Genomic DNA, 15,431 nt, shown 5'->3' with positions numbered 1-15,431 from the left:
CCGTTTATTCTAAAAAAAGTATGTTATATTTGCATTAGGTTTGATTTTCTTTTAGTTTTAAAACGATATTGCAAACTGAGCATATATCCCCAGTGCATTCTGTTCCACATTTTTTACAAGATATTTTTTCTTTTGAATTTGAAGTCTTTACAATTTGAGAAACTTTGAGAATTGATTGATACAAGTTATTTTTAATTCCACTATGCTGAGTTTCAAGAGAATTTAGAAATTCACGAATCTCTGTTCTAATACCTTCATTCATGTGTGGACAAGGTTCTGATTGAAATGGAATATTATTTGTAAATGCATAAAACACTATTTCAGATTCATAAATTTCACAAAACGGTTTTATTTTTCTTAAAGAATTTGAGGATGTATCTGGATCCATCCAACCAATCTTAGTAGTATCTCCTGAAAGCATGTTTATGACAAATGTTTGTAATGTATCGTCTAGATTGTGCCCAGTTGCTATCACATCTGCACCTACATCCTTTGCAGCATAATCTATTGCCCTTCTTCTAAGGGTTCCACATATTGAGCATGATGAAGTTTTCTCATTTTCTCGTAAATCTAAGGCTTCATCTAATGTCAATTCAAAAAGCTCTTTGTATGCATAAACTTTGTGCTCTACATTAAGTTCGGAACAAAATTTTTCAACAATTTCTAAAGCCTCATTTCTATATCCTGGAATTCCTTCGTCAATGGTAATTACTATTATTCTAAACTGATGTGTAGATGCCATTTCATGAATAATTTTCAGTAACGCCAAGGAATCTTTTCCACCAGAAACAGCAACAGCTACTAATTCATTATATTGAATCATATTATATTTTGAAATTGTTTTAGCAGTTTTTCTAACAATAGAATTTGAGAAACATGGTGAACATAATTTTTGACCTGAATATTTTCTCGTATAGACAGCTGGATTTTGACAACTATCACATATCATGAATTTCTTGATATTTTTTCATTAATGATTCTTTAGGTGAATTCTATATTGTAAACCAGCCAGATTTTAAATATGATAATGCAATGTTAAGTCCAAATAGGGTAAACGTGAATGCGTAAATTCCCCACATGACTACATTAACTGATTTATCCGAGATTTTTTTGTCAATAATTGTATGAATGAATTTTCCCCCGTCTAAAATTGGTAGAGGAAGCATATTGATAATTCCTATGAAAAATGAAATCATCCATAACCATAACAAAAACATTGAAACATTTGGATCATTCCATGTGATGAAATTCATTATTGGTTTGTATGCAAATGTATTGTCTCTCATTATTCCAATTAATCCTCTCTCAGGATCTTCTGGAGATGGGATTATCTCAACTCCAAATTCTAATGTTTGACTATCTCTTATTACTGTCACACTTGCTGTTTCACCTGGATTCAAACTGGGAAAATCAATTGGACTCAAGATCGGTATACCATTAATTGATGTAATGATATCATTTGCAAGCAATCCTGCTTGTTCAGCTCCTGAGTTCTCTATGATAGATAGAATCAAAACTCCGTCAGGTAATTCATAAAATGCACTGAGAAGCGGTTCAGGTAATACCATTGCAAAAAATGGGTTTGTTAATAATATAGCTCCTAATACAAATGCAAAAATTACATTTGATGTTGCCCCTGCACCTATTACTCTTAATTTTGAAATCTTTTTTGCCTTATCAAATTCTTCTTCATCTGGCTCTACAAATCCTGCAAACATTGCGATAAATATTGCAAAGCCACCTGTTTTGATCTTAATTTTTTCCAAAGCAGCAACTATTCCATGTGCTCCCTCATGAACTACGAGAACAATTGGAATTGATAGTAAAAAGTATGTGATTGATGATGCAGATGTTAATGTCACTCCTGGAATAAGAACTGTTAATTCTGAGAATTCAGATTGTGCAACAAAAAAGTTTGATACATTATTGAGCAAAAACCAAAATGCAAAACCCATCATAATAAAACCTGCAATTACACTCGTATCTGCAAAAACTCTGATTCCTCTTTTTGTTCGAGTGAGAATTTTATTTAGAACTAAATCTACCCCTCTGTTTTTGTATACTAAACTGTAAGCCTTTATTTCAAAACCATATTTTTCTAATTTTAGCCCTTTTGCAATTATGACTATAATGACCCAAGCAATTAAGACATAGATTATCGAATTTTGTGTAATAAAATCAAGTTCCAAACTAATTGTTAATTTTTTTAAGGTACGTACATTTATCGGTTACTATGAAACCTACAGTAATTATCTCAACATATCCTAACAAAAAATCAATTTCTAAAATTGCAAATGAACTTGTAAATAATAAGATTGTTGCATGCGTAAACATTTCAAAAATTTCTTCAATTTATTCTTGGAATAAAAAAATTGAAAATACAACAGAATATCTTGCAATTTTTAAAACCATGACAAAAAATAAAAAATTGCTAAAAAAGAAAATTTTGGAATCTCACCCTTATGATGTTCCAGAAATAGTTGAAGTTGAAGTAACTTCGATGAACAAGTCCTATCTTAAATGGTTAATTGATTCTACAAATTAAGATTCAATTGCATATCGTAACAAGGAAACTATTCCTCCCAAACCTGAAACCCTAAGACCAATATCTGTTGATGAATCAACACTGTAAATTTTGACTCCTTTACTTTCAGCATCATTGAGAAAATCCATAATTTTTTGCTCATCATTATCTTGTATTGCTTTATCTGAGAAAACAAGAGATTCAACAGCGCTCATTTGATTTGCATGAAAAGTTTCATCAAATCCCATAGTAAACTTGCTACTTTTTTTATTTGCAAGAACCATTACTTCATTAATAATAGATGAAGACTTGGCTAAGTTACTATCAGACATTATTTCCTGCATCGCTTGAGATTTTGTGAATGTGTATATTCCATCTTCACCACCTGAATCAATTCCTTCAACAATCTGAATTTTGAATTTTTGTGATTTTTGAATAAAATTTACTAGTCTTTTTTTAGTTTCACCTGGCCCAAAAATTATTATTATGTCTTCTTTTTTTCTAATGGATAATACTGCTTGTTGGACTTGATCAAAGAATTTTTCAATATTAAAATTAGTTTTGTATCTTTTACCACCAGAACCTGAATAAATATTTGGCATAAATTCTAAATGTGTTCCTCTCAATCTTGCAATTCCACAGTCAGCAGTATCTATAGCTACAAGTACAAAAGCAATTTGATTATTGTTTGATTCTAAAAGTTTCTTTTCAATTGGTGACCATTTTTTCTTTGAAATTGTTATTCCATCATTAATTTTTAAAATAAATGAATGATGTGATCCATGAGGTACTGATTCATTACTTGATTCATAAATAGTTCCACCAACCCTCAATCTGTCAAGGACATCATCAAGTGAAATTTTTTCAACAGTTAATGCAATTCTTACTTTGATTCTTTCTCCTTTGTCTGGTCTTGAATAATCTTTATCTTGTTTTAGTACTCTTGTTGTATCTCCAATAACTTTATCATCTTTCTTAATAATCCGACGTAAATTCAAAAGGTCATCTGAATCTTCTGCTATTACTGAAATTGAATTATCATCAATAGTCTTTGTAATCATAATTATGCTTTAATCTACAAAAAGAAAAGAGTTTAGCCTGTGACTTCGTTAGTCTTTGTTTCTTCTGTTTTTTTCTTTAGATAATTTTCAACCCAATCTAAAGTAAGAACTCCTGATTCTGCTAGATTTGTAAGAGAGTTTGCAGAAGCTTCGCCAGAAACTTTACCATTATTTCGTCTTAATTGACGCCATTTCAAAGATGTGTTTCCACTTTTTGAATTATATATAATTCCTAGAATATCTCTTGCATTAACAAATGTAATATCTCTTATTTTTTTCAAAGTTACTTTATCAGCTGCTTCTACGTAAATTGCACCAAGACTGTCTTCTCTTTCTGCAAACACCTCCGAATCTTCCAAATAACTCCTTGGGGCGTAGGATTTACAAGTACTCGAAATTATAAATCTTCTAAAGCTTTCCAATGAGGCGGGAGTATCAATTGCAACCATTTTGAAAGATTGAACTATTAGCCATTTATCAAGCTTCTTGAAAGACTCAATAGGAATCTGCCTGAATTATGCATGCAGGCAGTGATGAACCTATCCCTTTGAAATGATGATGAGGATCTTGAGTTCTGAGCCTGCCTTAGGTTTTTAATGATTAATTTGTGTTTAAAAATATGAAATTCCTTACAGAATATCTTACATTTGAAGTTAAAACACGAAGAGCATTTGTCAATATTACAAATGATGTAAACAATCTTGTAACAAAAAGTAAAGTCAAGGAAGGACTTTGTCTTGTAAATGCCATGCATATTACTGCAAGTGTTTTCATTAATGATAATGAGGGAGGATTGCTTCATGATTATGAGAAATGGTTGGAAGGATTAGCTCCTCACGAACCAACCACTCAATATGAACATAACAAAACTGGTGAAGATAATGCAGATGCTCATCTCAAAAGACAAGTTATGGGAAGAGAAGTTGTTATTGCAATAACTAATGGAAAATTAGATTTTGGACCATGGGAAGAAATTTTTTATGGTGAATTTGATGGTAAACGACCAAAAAGAGTTTTAGTAAAAATAATTGGTGAGTAATCATCCAAAGTCTGCATCACGCTTTTGACTTTGTGATTCATTCTTTCTTGCAGCGGCTCTGAATTCTTCATCATGATTTTGAGGCCCATGTCCACATTTTACACATGCAATTTTGAATCCATCTTCATTTTTTTCATAAATTTCACAGCCACAGAAACATGCCATGAATAAATTTAGTTTCTAAGATGATATATCTTTTGGGATGTAATTTCAATTATGTTGATTTACAGCATTCGCCCATTGGAATATCGTGATCATGTGGACATTTTCTTGGGTGCTTCAACATTACACAAAGTGCATCTGTAAATTGTTTATTCATATGGTGTTCGATTCCACATACCATTTCTTCATCAATTTCTACTTTTAATGCACTATCCATGAGAACTTCAAGTAATCTACTATTTCTCATCATACTCGCACCTATACGCTCACCATCCTCTGTAAGTTTTACACCTGCCTTGTTGTAATTTACCAGATTTTTGGAATTTAATTTCTTGAGCATTTGAACTACACTTGGTTGTCTGACATTGAGCATTTTTGCAATGGTACTGATCTTAACATCTTCACCTCTTTCTTTGATATGCCAGATTGCCTTAAGATACATCTCTACATGTTCAGCTTCAGCAGTACCTACAAAAAGAGTTTCTTCATCTATTGCATCCATATTATATCACCTTTGAATCTTTTAATAAATATTCAAAGTATTGACGTGCAAATCCTGCCAATCCTGCATGATCTGCCCAAATTGCTACAACTTCTGAAGTATTGGCACCTCCTATTTCTGGACCTAATAAAATTACAACATATCTTTTATCAGAAATTATACCTCCTCCAAATAGACCTTTTTTTATTTTTACAGTTGAAACACGCTTGATTGCCTTGATTGATTCTTTGTCCATCTTATCTGAAGTAAGAATTGTAATGTCTACACCTTTATCATGAAGTGATCTTAATTTTGGTAATGCTTGTTTTACTAAATCTACTCCAGCTTCAGGTAATGCAATCATTACTTCATTTCTACAAGTATCTACCATCTCTAAAATTTTAGCTGCAATGTTAATGGCACCTGAAAGTACCCAAATATCTGGTCTTTCACTAGTTCCACTTTTTTCATATAATGGAACTAACTCATTTAATATTACATTCTGATTTTGAGAAAAATCATTTTCCATTTTTTGTTTAGTAGTTTCTAGTCCGGTAGAAGGTGATTTTGCAAAGTATTTTGTTGGTCTTGAATCATCTGATCCTATCCATCCCTTATCCTCTAGAGTTCCTAATACTTCGTAAATTTTTGAATATGGTACTCCTGATTTTTGACTAAGATCTGAAGCTGTCAACTCACCAGATTTGAGTAATGCAGAGAATGTTCTAATTTCATAACTAGTTAGACCGATTTTTTCTAATGCCTTTCTTGTTTTATCAGAGATACTCATATGCGATCTAGTCGATCAGTTTTGGTATTTAAATCAGGTATGCCTAATTACTAAATTCCACACGGGGGTGAGTGTGAAATGGATTATATAGTATTTCAGAAGAATTTCGATTACAGGTATGGCACTAATTCAGATATCCAATCAATCAACAAAAAATTTAGGTAAAAAATCCACAATTAGATTCACTCAAAGTATTTGTCCAGACTGTAACATGATTCTGGATGCTGAAGTCTTTGAGAGAGATAACAAGGTCTTCATGTCTAAAGTTTGTCCAACTCACGGTGAATGTGAGGAATTATACTTTGGTTCTTATGAAATGTACAAGAAATTTAGTACATACTGGATGGATGGAAAAGGTGCCCATTCTCCAAACGTAATGATTGACAAATGTTCATGTCCTAATAACTGTGGATTATGCTCAAATCACTTATCACACAGTGGACTTGCAAACATGATTGTAACTAATAGATGTGATTTGACATGTTGGTATTGCTTTTTCTATGTAAAAAAAGGCCTTGAAGGCGCTTACATGTATGAACCAGATCATACTCAAGTCAGAGCAATGATGAAGACACTAAGATCTGAAAGACCAATTCCAGGAAACTCTATGCAAATTACTGGTGGAGAACCAATGCTTAGAGAAGATATTGCTGATGTTATTAAAATAATGAAAGAAGAAGGTGTTGACCATATTCAGATGAATACCAATGGTATTAGACACGCCATGGATCCGGAAGCAGCAAGAGAAGTAAGACTTGCTGGATGTAACAACTTGTATCTTTCCTTTGATGGTGTAACTGCAAGAACAAATCCAAAGAACCACTGGGAAATTCCATATGCACTTGATAGTTGCAGAAAGACAGGTACTACTGTGGTATTTGTTCCAACAGTAATCAAATCAATCAATGATCATGAATTAGGTGGGATTATCAGATATGCACAAAAGAACATGGATGTAGTGCACGCTGTAAACTTTCAACCAGTATCATTAACTGGAAGAATGGGTAAATCTGAACGTGAAAAATATAGAATCACAGTTCCTGATTGTGTTCAAAGAATTGAGGAACAAACTAACGGGGAAGTAACAGTTGATGACTGGTTCCCAGTCCCAAGTTGCATGCCATTAACAAATGTAATTGAAGCATTCTCAAGCAAACCAAAATACGAATTATCAATTCACTTTGCTTGTGGTGCAGGAACATACATCTTTGAAGATGCAGATACAAAGAAGTTTGTCCCATTAACAAAATTCTGTGACATTCAAGGAATGTTAGAATTATTTGAAGATAAAGCAGAAGAGATTCGTTCTGGTAAAAACAAATACTTTACAATGCTAGAAGTTGTAAGAAAACTCAAAGGCTTTGTTGATACAAAGAAACAACCAGCAGGATTGGATTTAGCAAAAATGTTTGGTAATATCCTTATGAAGAGATCATTTGATTCAGTTGGTTCATGGCATGTCAAAGGATTATTCCTTGGTATGATGCACTTTCAAGACAAATACAATGAAGATCTTGAAAGATTACAAAGATGTGATATTCACTATCTAACTCCAGATCTTAGAATAGTTCCATTCTGTGCATTCAATGTAATTCCAGAATGGTATAGAGACAGAATCCAAAAGAAATATTCTATCACTGTAGAGGAATGGGAAGAAAGAGAAGGCGTTAAACTTGAAGATGGATTATATCGTGGTCTCATGAGACGTGGAGCAGGTGATGAACTTGCTGCTGGCTGTGCAAAGAGTCAGATGTTCCATGATGCTGCACAAGCTACAATGTAAAAGGATTTTTAATCCAAGACCTTAAAAGGTCACCAACTAATTTTGTTATGTGAAAATTCTCCTTATTTCACCAACATTAAAAGGAATTGGTGGAGTGGCACAACATGTTAGAGATTTAATAAAATTTCTTAAAGAAAATGGCCATCATGTGGATGTACTTTCTTCAGAAAATACTCCTGTAATTCCAATTAAAAAATTAAAAAATCCCAGCTTTTTGATTTCTTCTTTTTTAAAAGCAAAATTAATGAAACCTTATGATATAGTTCATGCACAGCATCCAATAGCTGCACTTGCAATGAAAAATATTTCTGGAAAAAAAATTCTTACCATTCATGGAATTTATAGTGAACAAATTGGAATGCTTCATGGGCAATCAAGTTCAAATTTTTCAAATAAATACGAAAAAAATGCTTTTGAATGGGCTGATGCTGTTACCGCAGGTTCTAAAGAAGCATTTGAATATTATAGTAAATTAGGCCCAAAAGTCACTTTCATTCCAAACGCAATTGATATCAAATCAATACCTTCTGGCATTGATACTAGGTATGAAAAACAAATAATTTTTGCTGGTCGTTTATCAAAAGAAAAAGGTATTCTAACAATACTTGAAACTGCAAAAAATCTTCCTAAAGATATTCATTTATTGATTGTAGGTGATGGACCAGAAAAAGAAACTGTAACAGAATCAATTAAAACTAATAAAAATATTCATTATTTGGGGTATCAACCTAAAGAAAAAACAATTCCTTTAATCCGTGGATCTAAATTATTAATCCAGCCTTCACTTGCTGAAGGAATTAGTGCAACATTACTTGAAGCAATGGCATGTAAAACTCCAGTAATTGCTACTGCTATAGGTGGAAATGTAGAATTATTTGAAAATAATAAGACTGGAATTTTAATTGAACCTAACAGCTCTGTTGAGTTACTCAATTCAATAAATTCAATAATACATAATACAGAAAAGTTACAAAAACTTTCTAACAATGCTTTTGAACTAGTTCAAGAGTATGATTGGTCTAATATTGGAAAAAAATATCTAGAATTATATAAAAAATTGACACAATCATAAAATAATTTATTTTAACAATCTGAATAATTCGTCTTCAAAATTCATCTTTGGTTCCCATTTTAAATTATTTTTAATTTTTGTTATGTTTGCTTCAATTTTTGGGATTAATTGTTTTTCATCATATTCATACTCAATATTGAGTTTTTTATTGAGAAAATTTTCTATTTTAGAAATTATTTCAATAAAGGAGAATGATCTTCCATAACCAACGTTAAATATTTCAAATTTGCAATTATAATCTAAAGCTTTTAAAATCGCATCCACAAAATCATCAATATATAGAAAATCTCTTTTAGAATTTTTATTTAGGATTTTAATTTTTTTATCAGTTTTTGCAGAATTTATCAAATTACTCAACAAATATCCTTCTTTCATTGATTCTCCAAAAATATTAAATGGCCTTAATATAATTACACTTAATTCTGAATTTTTTGAAAAAAACTCACATAATCTTTCTCCTAGGTATTTACTTTCTGTATATGCATTATGTGGGTGAATTGGATGATTTTCATCGATTGGAGAATATTTCGGATTTCCGTATACATAGCTACTTACATAAATTAATTTTTTAATATTTTTTTTATACAATATTCTAAAATGTTTGTTGTAGCACTAAGATTGTTTCTAAAATATTCTATATCTTCTATTTGTTTTAGTGGTGTCTTTCCAGCAAGATGAATTACTGTATCTACAGATTCAATTTTCATTACATCATTTTTATTTTGTAAATTAATTTTTTCATTTTCTCTAAAATCTTTAATAATAATTGAATTGGGGATTTTCTTTGTGAGATCTTTTCCAATAAATCCTGTAGATCCTGTGACAAGAATTTTCCTCATTAAATTTACTTCCTTATGTTACTCTAAAAGTTATTCTTTTTTTGAATCTAAATATGTATAATGGATTATTCTTAAATATCTCACATTGAAAAAAATTCTATTATCAATTTCTTTAGCATTATTAATCTCATTTTCTCTTTTTGTTTCATTTCAATATATTTTTCAAAAAGAAATGACTACTAATGAAACACAATTTTTCTCCAGAACTTTTGATGATTCTGATAAAATATTATTAATTGGTTCTAGTCATGTTGGCATGCTTGATTCTGAGGAAATTGAGAAAATTATTAATGAAAATCATTCTGAGGAATTTGAAATCTATAATCTGGCCAAGGGTTCTGATACACCTACAAAGAGATTAAAACATTTTTCACAAATTCATTCATTGAAACCAATTCTAGTGGTCTATGGACTTGGGTTTAGGGATTTTGCAGGCATAACTCCAATTAATAATGAATATCCACTTCCTAATCCGGAAAATTTTATTAAAAATTCCTTTTATTTTGAAGCTGATTTTCTTCAAAATCCTAAACTAACTACTTTGAATGTTATTAGAAATATTGTTGGAGTAACGCCATCTCATGCTACCAGTATGACATCCACTCCTTTTTTTCCATATTCTGAAAGACATTCTAATATCATGTATCTTGAAGACATAGGAATTTTTTATAAGAATAATGCTGAAGTAACTAAGATACCTGAGCCTGAGAATAATTTACAATTACAATCTTTGATTTTTTTGCTAAATCAATTTGAAAATAATAACATTGATGTGATTTTATTTATCACGCCTCATAATTCAGAATATCTGGAGACATTAAATGATGTTGATAAAAAGAACTTTGAAAACATAATTGAATTTATTGAAAATAAATACGATATACATGTTAATTCATTGTTAACTAATTACACAAAATCTGAGATCTGGAGTTCACCAAACCATATTGTTCATGGTCCTAAAGGTTTTATCTTTAATCAAGACATTGCAAAAATGATTATCGAGGAAACATAATGCTTTTCAATTCCCCTGATTTTATAATATTTTTTATTTTTGTAGTATCAGTAGTTGTAATTTTCAAATATAGAAAGTTTCAACATCTCTTCTTACTTGTTGCATCATACTTTTTCTTTTATTATACCAGTAACTATCTGATTATTCTACTGATATTTTCTACACTTCTTGATTTTTATGCAGGTAGAGAAATTTGGAAATCACAAAATATTACCCGCAAAAAAATAATATTCTCAATCAGTCTTGCTGGAAACCTTGGATTATTGGGATTCTTCAAGTATGCTGATTTTGGAATATCTCAAATCAATGCAGTATCTCATTCGTTAGGATTCGAATCAATTCCATTTCTCAATCTTGCATTACCCATAGGAATTTCATTTTACACGTTTCAAACAATTAGTTATACTGCTGATATCTATCGAGGGAAATTAGAGCCTAGTAAAACATTAAGAGAATTTGCTTTGTTTGTGGCATTTTTCCCACAGCTAGTTGCAGGACCCATTGTAAGAGCCAAGGACTTTTTGCCCCAACTAAGAGAAAAGATGGAGAACTTTGGAACCAACAGACTATCTCTGATCTCAATTCATGACAGAAATCTCAAACTAGGCATAACAATTATGGCGTTTGGTTTTCTTAAGAAAATGTTTTTTGCAGATAATATCGCACCTATGGTAAATGATATATTTTCAAATCCTATTGGCTTAGAGTCATTTACAATTATTTTAGGCACAATAGCTTTTGGCATTCAAATCTATGGTGATTTTTCAGGTTATTCTGACATTGCAATTGGAGCTGCACTAATTCTAGGCTTCAAGTTGCCCCTGAACTTCAACAAACCGTATTTTGCAACCTCTCCATCAGATTTTTGGAGAAGATGGCACATCTCACTGTCAAGTTGGCTTCGAGACTATCTGTACATTCCATTAGGTGGAAACAAGAAATCTACAGGCAGAACATATTTCAATTTGATGACAGTTATGTTCCTAGGAGGATTATGGCATGGAGCATCATGGAATTTTGTTGTCTGGGGATTATTACACGGATTATATCTTGCAGTTCACAAATTAATTCTAAATAAATTCCCAATTCTTAAAAACAATTCATTTTTCAAATCAAAAATAGGAAAAATAGTTTCAATATCAGTCACACAGTATTTTGTGTTTCTAGCATGGATTCCATTTAGAGTACATGATGTAGACAGTATGATGTATTCAATTGAAAAATATGTTTTGATAGATTTTCAATTAATTAGTCTTTTTACAACTGCTTCTCAACATAGATTTGCAATTGGATTGATTATATTATTTGTTATTTTGAATTTTATAACTTTCAAGAAACCTAATTTGGTTGAAAGTATTTCTAATATGAGACTTTCATATTGGATTCTAATTCTAATAATTATTATGTCCTCTATTCTATTTTTCTTTGATGGAAATCCTGAAGATTTTATTTATTTCCGATTTTAGTTTGTTACGTATTTAACATAATTTAGTATGCTAATTTCTTTTGAATAGGTATTTTTTCTAAATCTAAATCCTCTAATATTTTTACAATTTTATTTGATGCTTCACCCTTACCATGTTGAGGTTTTTGCTTCTTAATTTGCACTAAAAATTTTTTATCATTAAGAATTTTTCTGATTGCCTTTTTAATCTCTTCTTTATTATAAGTTACATTTATGATACTCTTGTTTTTACTTCTTCCTTCCTGTCTAGTTCCTATATTTATTGATGGAATATGTAAAAATGGTGCTTCCATTATTCCACTACTTGAATTACCAATTATTGCTGAAGCATGATAAAGCAAACTAATGTATTTTTTAAATGGTAAGTGTTCATAATGAGAAATTTTTGAATTTTTAATGATCTTTTTTATTCTCTGCGAGCCTGCATCAATATTTCCAGAGATAATAATTGATTGTATGTCTGATTCTTTGATAGCATTAATTGTTTCTAAGAAATATCTGTCAATTTTATTGATTTCTGTAGTAACTGTATGCTGAACAACTAATAAAAATGGTTTTTTAAGATCTATGTCAAATTCTTTCTCAAGTTCATTTTTTGATAAAAATTTAATAGATTTTATTACATCTAATGATGGATTTCCTACTGTAAAGATATTCTTGGGGGATTCTCCTAACTTGATAAGCCTCTTTGACGCCTCTTTACTACTAGTAAAATGAATATGTGAAAATTTTGTTGTTGCATGTCGAATTGATTCATCTATTGTTCCTGTAATTTCTCCTCCTTCTAAATGTGCTACATGAATATTCATATGTGCACCAACAATTGCTGCAGCAAAATTTGCACCAATATCAAAACCAGAAAATACAATATCTGGTTTTAATGATTTTATAATCTTGGTTAAATTTTCAATAGCTCTTCCAAATGCTAATGTCATTGTAGCAGGGGAGTCATCCTCATTATCATAAAACATATGAAATTTTTTATAAATCCTGAATCCATCATTTTTTATTTCATCAATAGTACTTCCATGTTTTTTTGATAAATGGCTACCTGTTACAACTAAATAATATTCAAATTTTTTTGATTTTTTTACTGCACTAATTACTGGTCGTAATTTAGAATAATCTGCTCTTCTTTCAGTAACAAACAAAATTTTTCTTTTCAAATAATATCACTATATTTCAATTGTTTATTTTTATGAAGATCTTTTTTAGCCTTTTTACCAATAATTTTGTGGAAATCTTTTGCAGGTATTTGACCAGTATTTGGCCTTTTTGTGGTTAAATTATCATGGGTAAACTTTTCATTTTTTGAAATTTTGTTTAATGTAACAACTGATTCTCTTGCAAATCGTAAAACGGGTAATTCTTTTTTTAGAATTTTTTTAGAGTTTCCTAATGCTTCTTTAATTGCTTTACACCCTTTAACTAATTCTGATAATTCTTTATATTCTAAAGATAATTTCTGATCCGGTCCTGACATTTTTTTATTTAATGTTATATGCTTTTCAACAATACATGCACCTTTTGCAACGGCCCCTAATGCAGTATAGATTCCAATGGAATGATCAGAAATTCCAATTGGAATTTTGAATACTTTTTGATATTTTTCTATAACTCCTAAATTAATATCCTTATAGTCACATGGATATTCTGATGTTGTTTGAAGTAAAGCAAGTGGAGTTTTATATTTTTTAAACAATCTGACTGCAGTTTTTATTTCATTCATTTCTGACATACCTGTAGAAAGAATTACTGGTTTCTTCGTTTTTGCAATATGTTCTAAGAATGGAATATTTGTTAGTTCTCCAGAACCAATTTTATATGCTGGCATTTTTATTTTTTCTAATCTTTCTACGGCAGTGATAGAAAATGGAGTAGATAAAAAAAGAATTTTTCTTTCTTTACAATACTTACTCAGTTTTACTTCTTCGTTTTCTGTTAATTCACAATTTTTAATTATGTCCCACAATGGTTTTTTTGAAATCTTACCTGGTAGAATTTTTGTTTTTGTCATTTCTTCTTCTGTAATATGTGTTTGAAATTTTATGCAATTAACACCTGCTTTTTTTGCCATATCAACTAATTTTTTCGCTATAGAAAAAGAACCATTATGATTAATTCCTGCTTCTGCAATTACAAAAACTGGATGTTTTGAACCAATTTTTATACTTCGAATTTTAATCTCATTCAACAATTTTTAATTTTCAATGCTATGTATTAATTAATTATGATTTATTTAACGTACTAATTTACCTTTATTTGGTTCTATTACCCACATATCGTTTTTTTCAGTCGCCTTACTTTTTTCATCAGAATTTAATAAAATTTCCTCTAATTTCTCTCCTTGACGTAATCCAATAATTCTTTGTGATTTTGATATTTTATCTGCAAGTTGTTTTATGTTAAATTTTTTCATTTTTGGAATAAAAATTTCTCCTTTCTTAGCTAACAATAAACCAGTTAAGATAAAATCTACTACTTCATTAGCATGAATGAAATATCTTTTCATTGAAGGCTCTGTGATTGACAGAGGTTTGTTCTTACTTTTTTCCTCATTCCATATTTCAAAAACATTTCCTCTAGATTCTATAACATTTCCAAATCTGACTGTTGCGGTTTTTGTTCGTGGATATGTATGAGAACCAGCCCAACTTGTTAGTCTTTCACCTAACTGTTTTGTATTTCCATAAAGAGTAGATGCATCAGCAGCTTTATCTGTGCTAATATTGATAAATTTTTTTGGTTTCTTTTCAATTAACATTTTTATCATATTTACAGTTCCATTTACATTGGTATCAATTGTTTCAATCGGATTAAATTCTGAAATCTCAATATTTTTAATTGCTGCAAGATGAAAAACTATGTCAATTTCATCACATGCAATAGATACTCTGTCCTGATCTAAGATATTCCCTAAGATAATTCTTAGTCTAGAATCTTTCAATTTTTTATTTAATTTGGCTAATGCGTATTCATTATTATCAAAAACTCTAACTGATTGGATAGGAAATTCTAATAGTTTTTCAACTAGCGCAGAACCAATACTACCTGCCCCTCCAGTAACTAAAATTGATTTATTCTTTAATTCTTTAGTCATTGCAGTTTTTTGCTTTGTTTTACTCATAAATTACTACAATACAACAAAGTCTATTTTTAATCTTATCTAAAAATCAATTAACAAGAATTTATTTAATACGTGG

General features: G+C 30.3%; 16 protein-coding genes and 1 pseudogene. 6 read left to right on the top strand and 11 right to left on the bottom strand.

The window, feature by feature from the left end; all coding sequences use genetic code 11:
- Positions 1-34: 34 nt before the first annotated feature.
- Together NADRNF5_RS10390 and NADRNF5_RS10385 are read right to left on the bottom strand one after the other, a co-directional pair.
- The gene (locus NADRNF5_RS10390; RefSeq protein WP_048118477.1) at positions 35-949 is read right to left on the bottom strand and encodes a TIGR00269 family protein; all 915 of its coding nucleotides are present in this window, start codon (positions 947-949) and stop codon (positions 35-37) included.
- A 43-nt stretch (positions 950-992) separates the two neighbouring features.
- Positions 993-2,189 (bottom strand): site-2 protease family protein, encoded by a 1,197-nt coding sequence (locus tag NADRNF5_RS10385; protein ID WP_237089283.1) that lies wholly within the window; start codon positions 2,187-2,189, stop codon positions 993-995.
- A gap of 44 nt (positions 2,190-2,233) precedes the next feature.
- Between NADRNF5_RS10385 and cutA the strand changes: the two genes are divergently transcribed.
- Positions 2,234-2,545 carry a divalent-cation tolerance protein CutA gene (cutA, locus tag NADRNF5_RS10380; RefSeq protein ID WP_048118467.1) on the top strand — a complete coding sequence of 104 codons (312 nt, stop codon included), beginning with the start codon at positions 2,234-2,236 and terminating at the stop codon, positions 2,543-2,545.
- Here the strand turns inward: cutA and NADRNF5_RS10375 are convergent.
- Positions 2,542-3,585, bottom strand: a complete 1,044-nt coding sequence (locus NADRNF5_RS10375) for a pelota family protein (RefSeq protein ID WP_048118459.1) — start codon at positions 3,583-3,585, stop codon at positions 2,542-2,544. The genes cutA and NADRNF5_RS10375 overlap by 4 nt on opposite strands.
- A gap of 32 nt (positions 3,586-3,617) precedes the next feature.
- Positions 3,618-4,034 carry a hypothetical protein gene (locus NADRNF5_RS10370; protein ID WP_048118456.1) on the bottom strand — a complete coding sequence of 139 codons (417 nt, stop codon included), beginning with the start codon at positions 4,032-4,034 and terminating at the stop codon, positions 3,618-3,620.
- 170 nt (positions 4,035-4,204) lie between these two features.
- Between NADRNF5_RS10370 and NADRNF5_RS10365 the strand changes: the two genes are divergently transcribed.
- Complete coding sequence (locus NADRNF5_RS10365) at positions 4,205-4,624, top strand: secondary thiamine-phosphate synthase enzyme YjbQ (protein WP_048118452.1); 420 nt, start codon at positions 4,205-4,207, stop codon at positions 4,622-4,624.
- Here NADRNF5_RS10365 and NADRNF5_RS11495 read toward each other — a convergent pair whose 3' ends face one another.
- Genes NADRNF5_RS11495 through NADRNF5_RS10355 form a run of 3 tightly spaced genes read right to left on the bottom strand, consistent with a single transcriptional unit; the run spans position 4,625 to position 6,057 of the window.
- A complete protein-coding gene (locus NADRNF5_RS11495; protein WP_192828327.1) occupies positions 4,625-4,789 on the bottom strand; it encodes a hypothetical protein in 165 nt (54 codons plus the stop codon). It abuts the gene before it with no gap.
- 49 nt (positions 4,790-4,838) lie between these two features.
- Positions 4,839-5,288 carry a metal-dependent transcriptional regulator gene (locus NADRNF5_RS10360; RefSeq protein WP_048118449.1) on the bottom strand — a complete coding sequence of 150 codons (450 nt, stop codon included), beginning with the start codon at positions 5,286-5,288 and terminating at the stop codon, positions 4,839-4,841.
- Between the two features lies 1 nt (position 5,289).
- The gene (locus NADRNF5_RS10355; protein ID WP_048118446.1) at positions 5,290-6,057 is read right to left on the bottom strand and encodes a TrmB family transcriptional regulator; all 768 of its coding nucleotides are present in this window, start codon (positions 6,055-6,057) and stop codon (positions 5,290-5,292) included.
- A gap of 118 nt (positions 6,058-6,175) precedes the next feature.
- Here NADRNF5_RS10355 and tes point away from each other — a divergent pair, with 118 nt between their 5' ends.
- Both tes and NADRNF5_RS10345 read left to right on the top strand, forming a co-directional pair.
- Positions 6,176-7,840 (top strand): tetraether lipid synthase Tes, encoded by a 1,665-nt coding sequence (tes, locus tag NADRNF5_RS10350; protein WP_182129610.1) that lies wholly within the window; start codon positions 6,176-6,178, stop codon positions 7,838-7,840.
- A 49-nt stretch (positions 7,841-7,889) separates the two neighbouring features.
- Complete coding sequence (locus tag NADRNF5_RS10345) at positions 7,890-8,912, top strand: glycosyltransferase family 4 protein (protein WP_048118443.1); 1,023 nt, start codon at positions 7,890-7,892, stop codon at positions 8,910-8,912.
- A gap of 6 nt (positions 8,913-8,918) precedes the next feature.
- Here the strand turns inward: NADRNF5_RS10345 and NADRNF5_RS10340 are convergent.
- A pseudogene (locus tag NADRNF5_RS10340) lies at positions 8,919-9,751 on the bottom strand (NAD-dependent epimerase/dehydratase family protein).
- A 172-nt stretch (positions 9,752-9,923) separates the two neighbouring features.
- On the opposite strand from NADRNF5_RS10340, the gene NADRNF5_RS10335 reads away from it, so the two are divergent.
- Positions 9,924-10,763, top strand: a complete 840-nt coding sequence (locus NADRNF5_RS10335) for a hypothetical protein (RefSeq protein ID WP_160289410.1) — start codon at positions 9,924-9,926, stop codon at positions 10,761-10,763.
- A complete protein-coding gene (locus tag NADRNF5_RS10330) occupies positions 10,763-12,229 on the top strand; it encodes an MBOAT family O-acyltransferase (protein WP_048118437.1) in 1,467 nt (488 codons plus the stop codon). Before NADRNF5_RS10335 ends, NADRNF5_RS10330 begins: the two co-directional genes overlap by 1 nt.
- Before the next feature lie 22 nt (positions 12,230-12,251).
- On the opposite strand, the gene neuC is transcribed toward NADRNF5_RS10330, so the two are convergent.
- Genes neuC through NADRNF5_RS10315 form a run of 3 tightly spaced genes read right to left on the bottom strand, consistent with a single transcriptional unit; the run spans position 12,252 to position 15,355 of the window.
- Complete coding sequence (neuC, locus tag NADRNF5_RS10325) at positions 12,252-13,394, bottom strand: UDP-N-acetylglucosamine 2-epimerase (protein ID WP_048118433.1); 1,143 nt, start codon at positions 13,392-13,394, stop codon at positions 12,252-12,254.
- The gene (locus NADRNF5_RS10320) at positions 13,391-14,422 is read right to left on the bottom strand and encodes an N-acetylneuraminate synthase family protein (protein WP_048118429.1); all 1,032 of its coding nucleotides are present in this window, start codon (positions 14,420-14,422) and stop codon (positions 13,391-13,393) included. The genes neuC and NADRNF5_RS10320 overlap by 4 nt, the downstream gene beginning before the upstream one ends.
- 45 nt (positions 14,423-14,467) lie before the next feature.
- Complete coding sequence (locus tag NADRNF5_RS10315; protein ID WP_052661949.1) at positions 14,468-15,355, bottom strand: SDR family NAD(P)-dependent oxidoreductase; 888 nt, start codon at positions 15,353-15,355, stop codon at positions 14,468-14,470.
- Positions 15,356-15,431: the final 76 nt, after the last annotated feature.

It is taken from the genome of Nitrosopumilus adriaticus, from assembly GCF_000956175.1.
Classification (GTDB): domain Archaea; phylum Thermoproteota; class Nitrososphaeria; order Nitrososphaerales; family Nitrosopumilaceae; genus Nitrosopumilus; species Nitrosopumilus adriaticus.
Note: the sequence above shows the minus strand (reverse complement) of the source record. Positions and strands in the feature narration are given on the sequence as shown.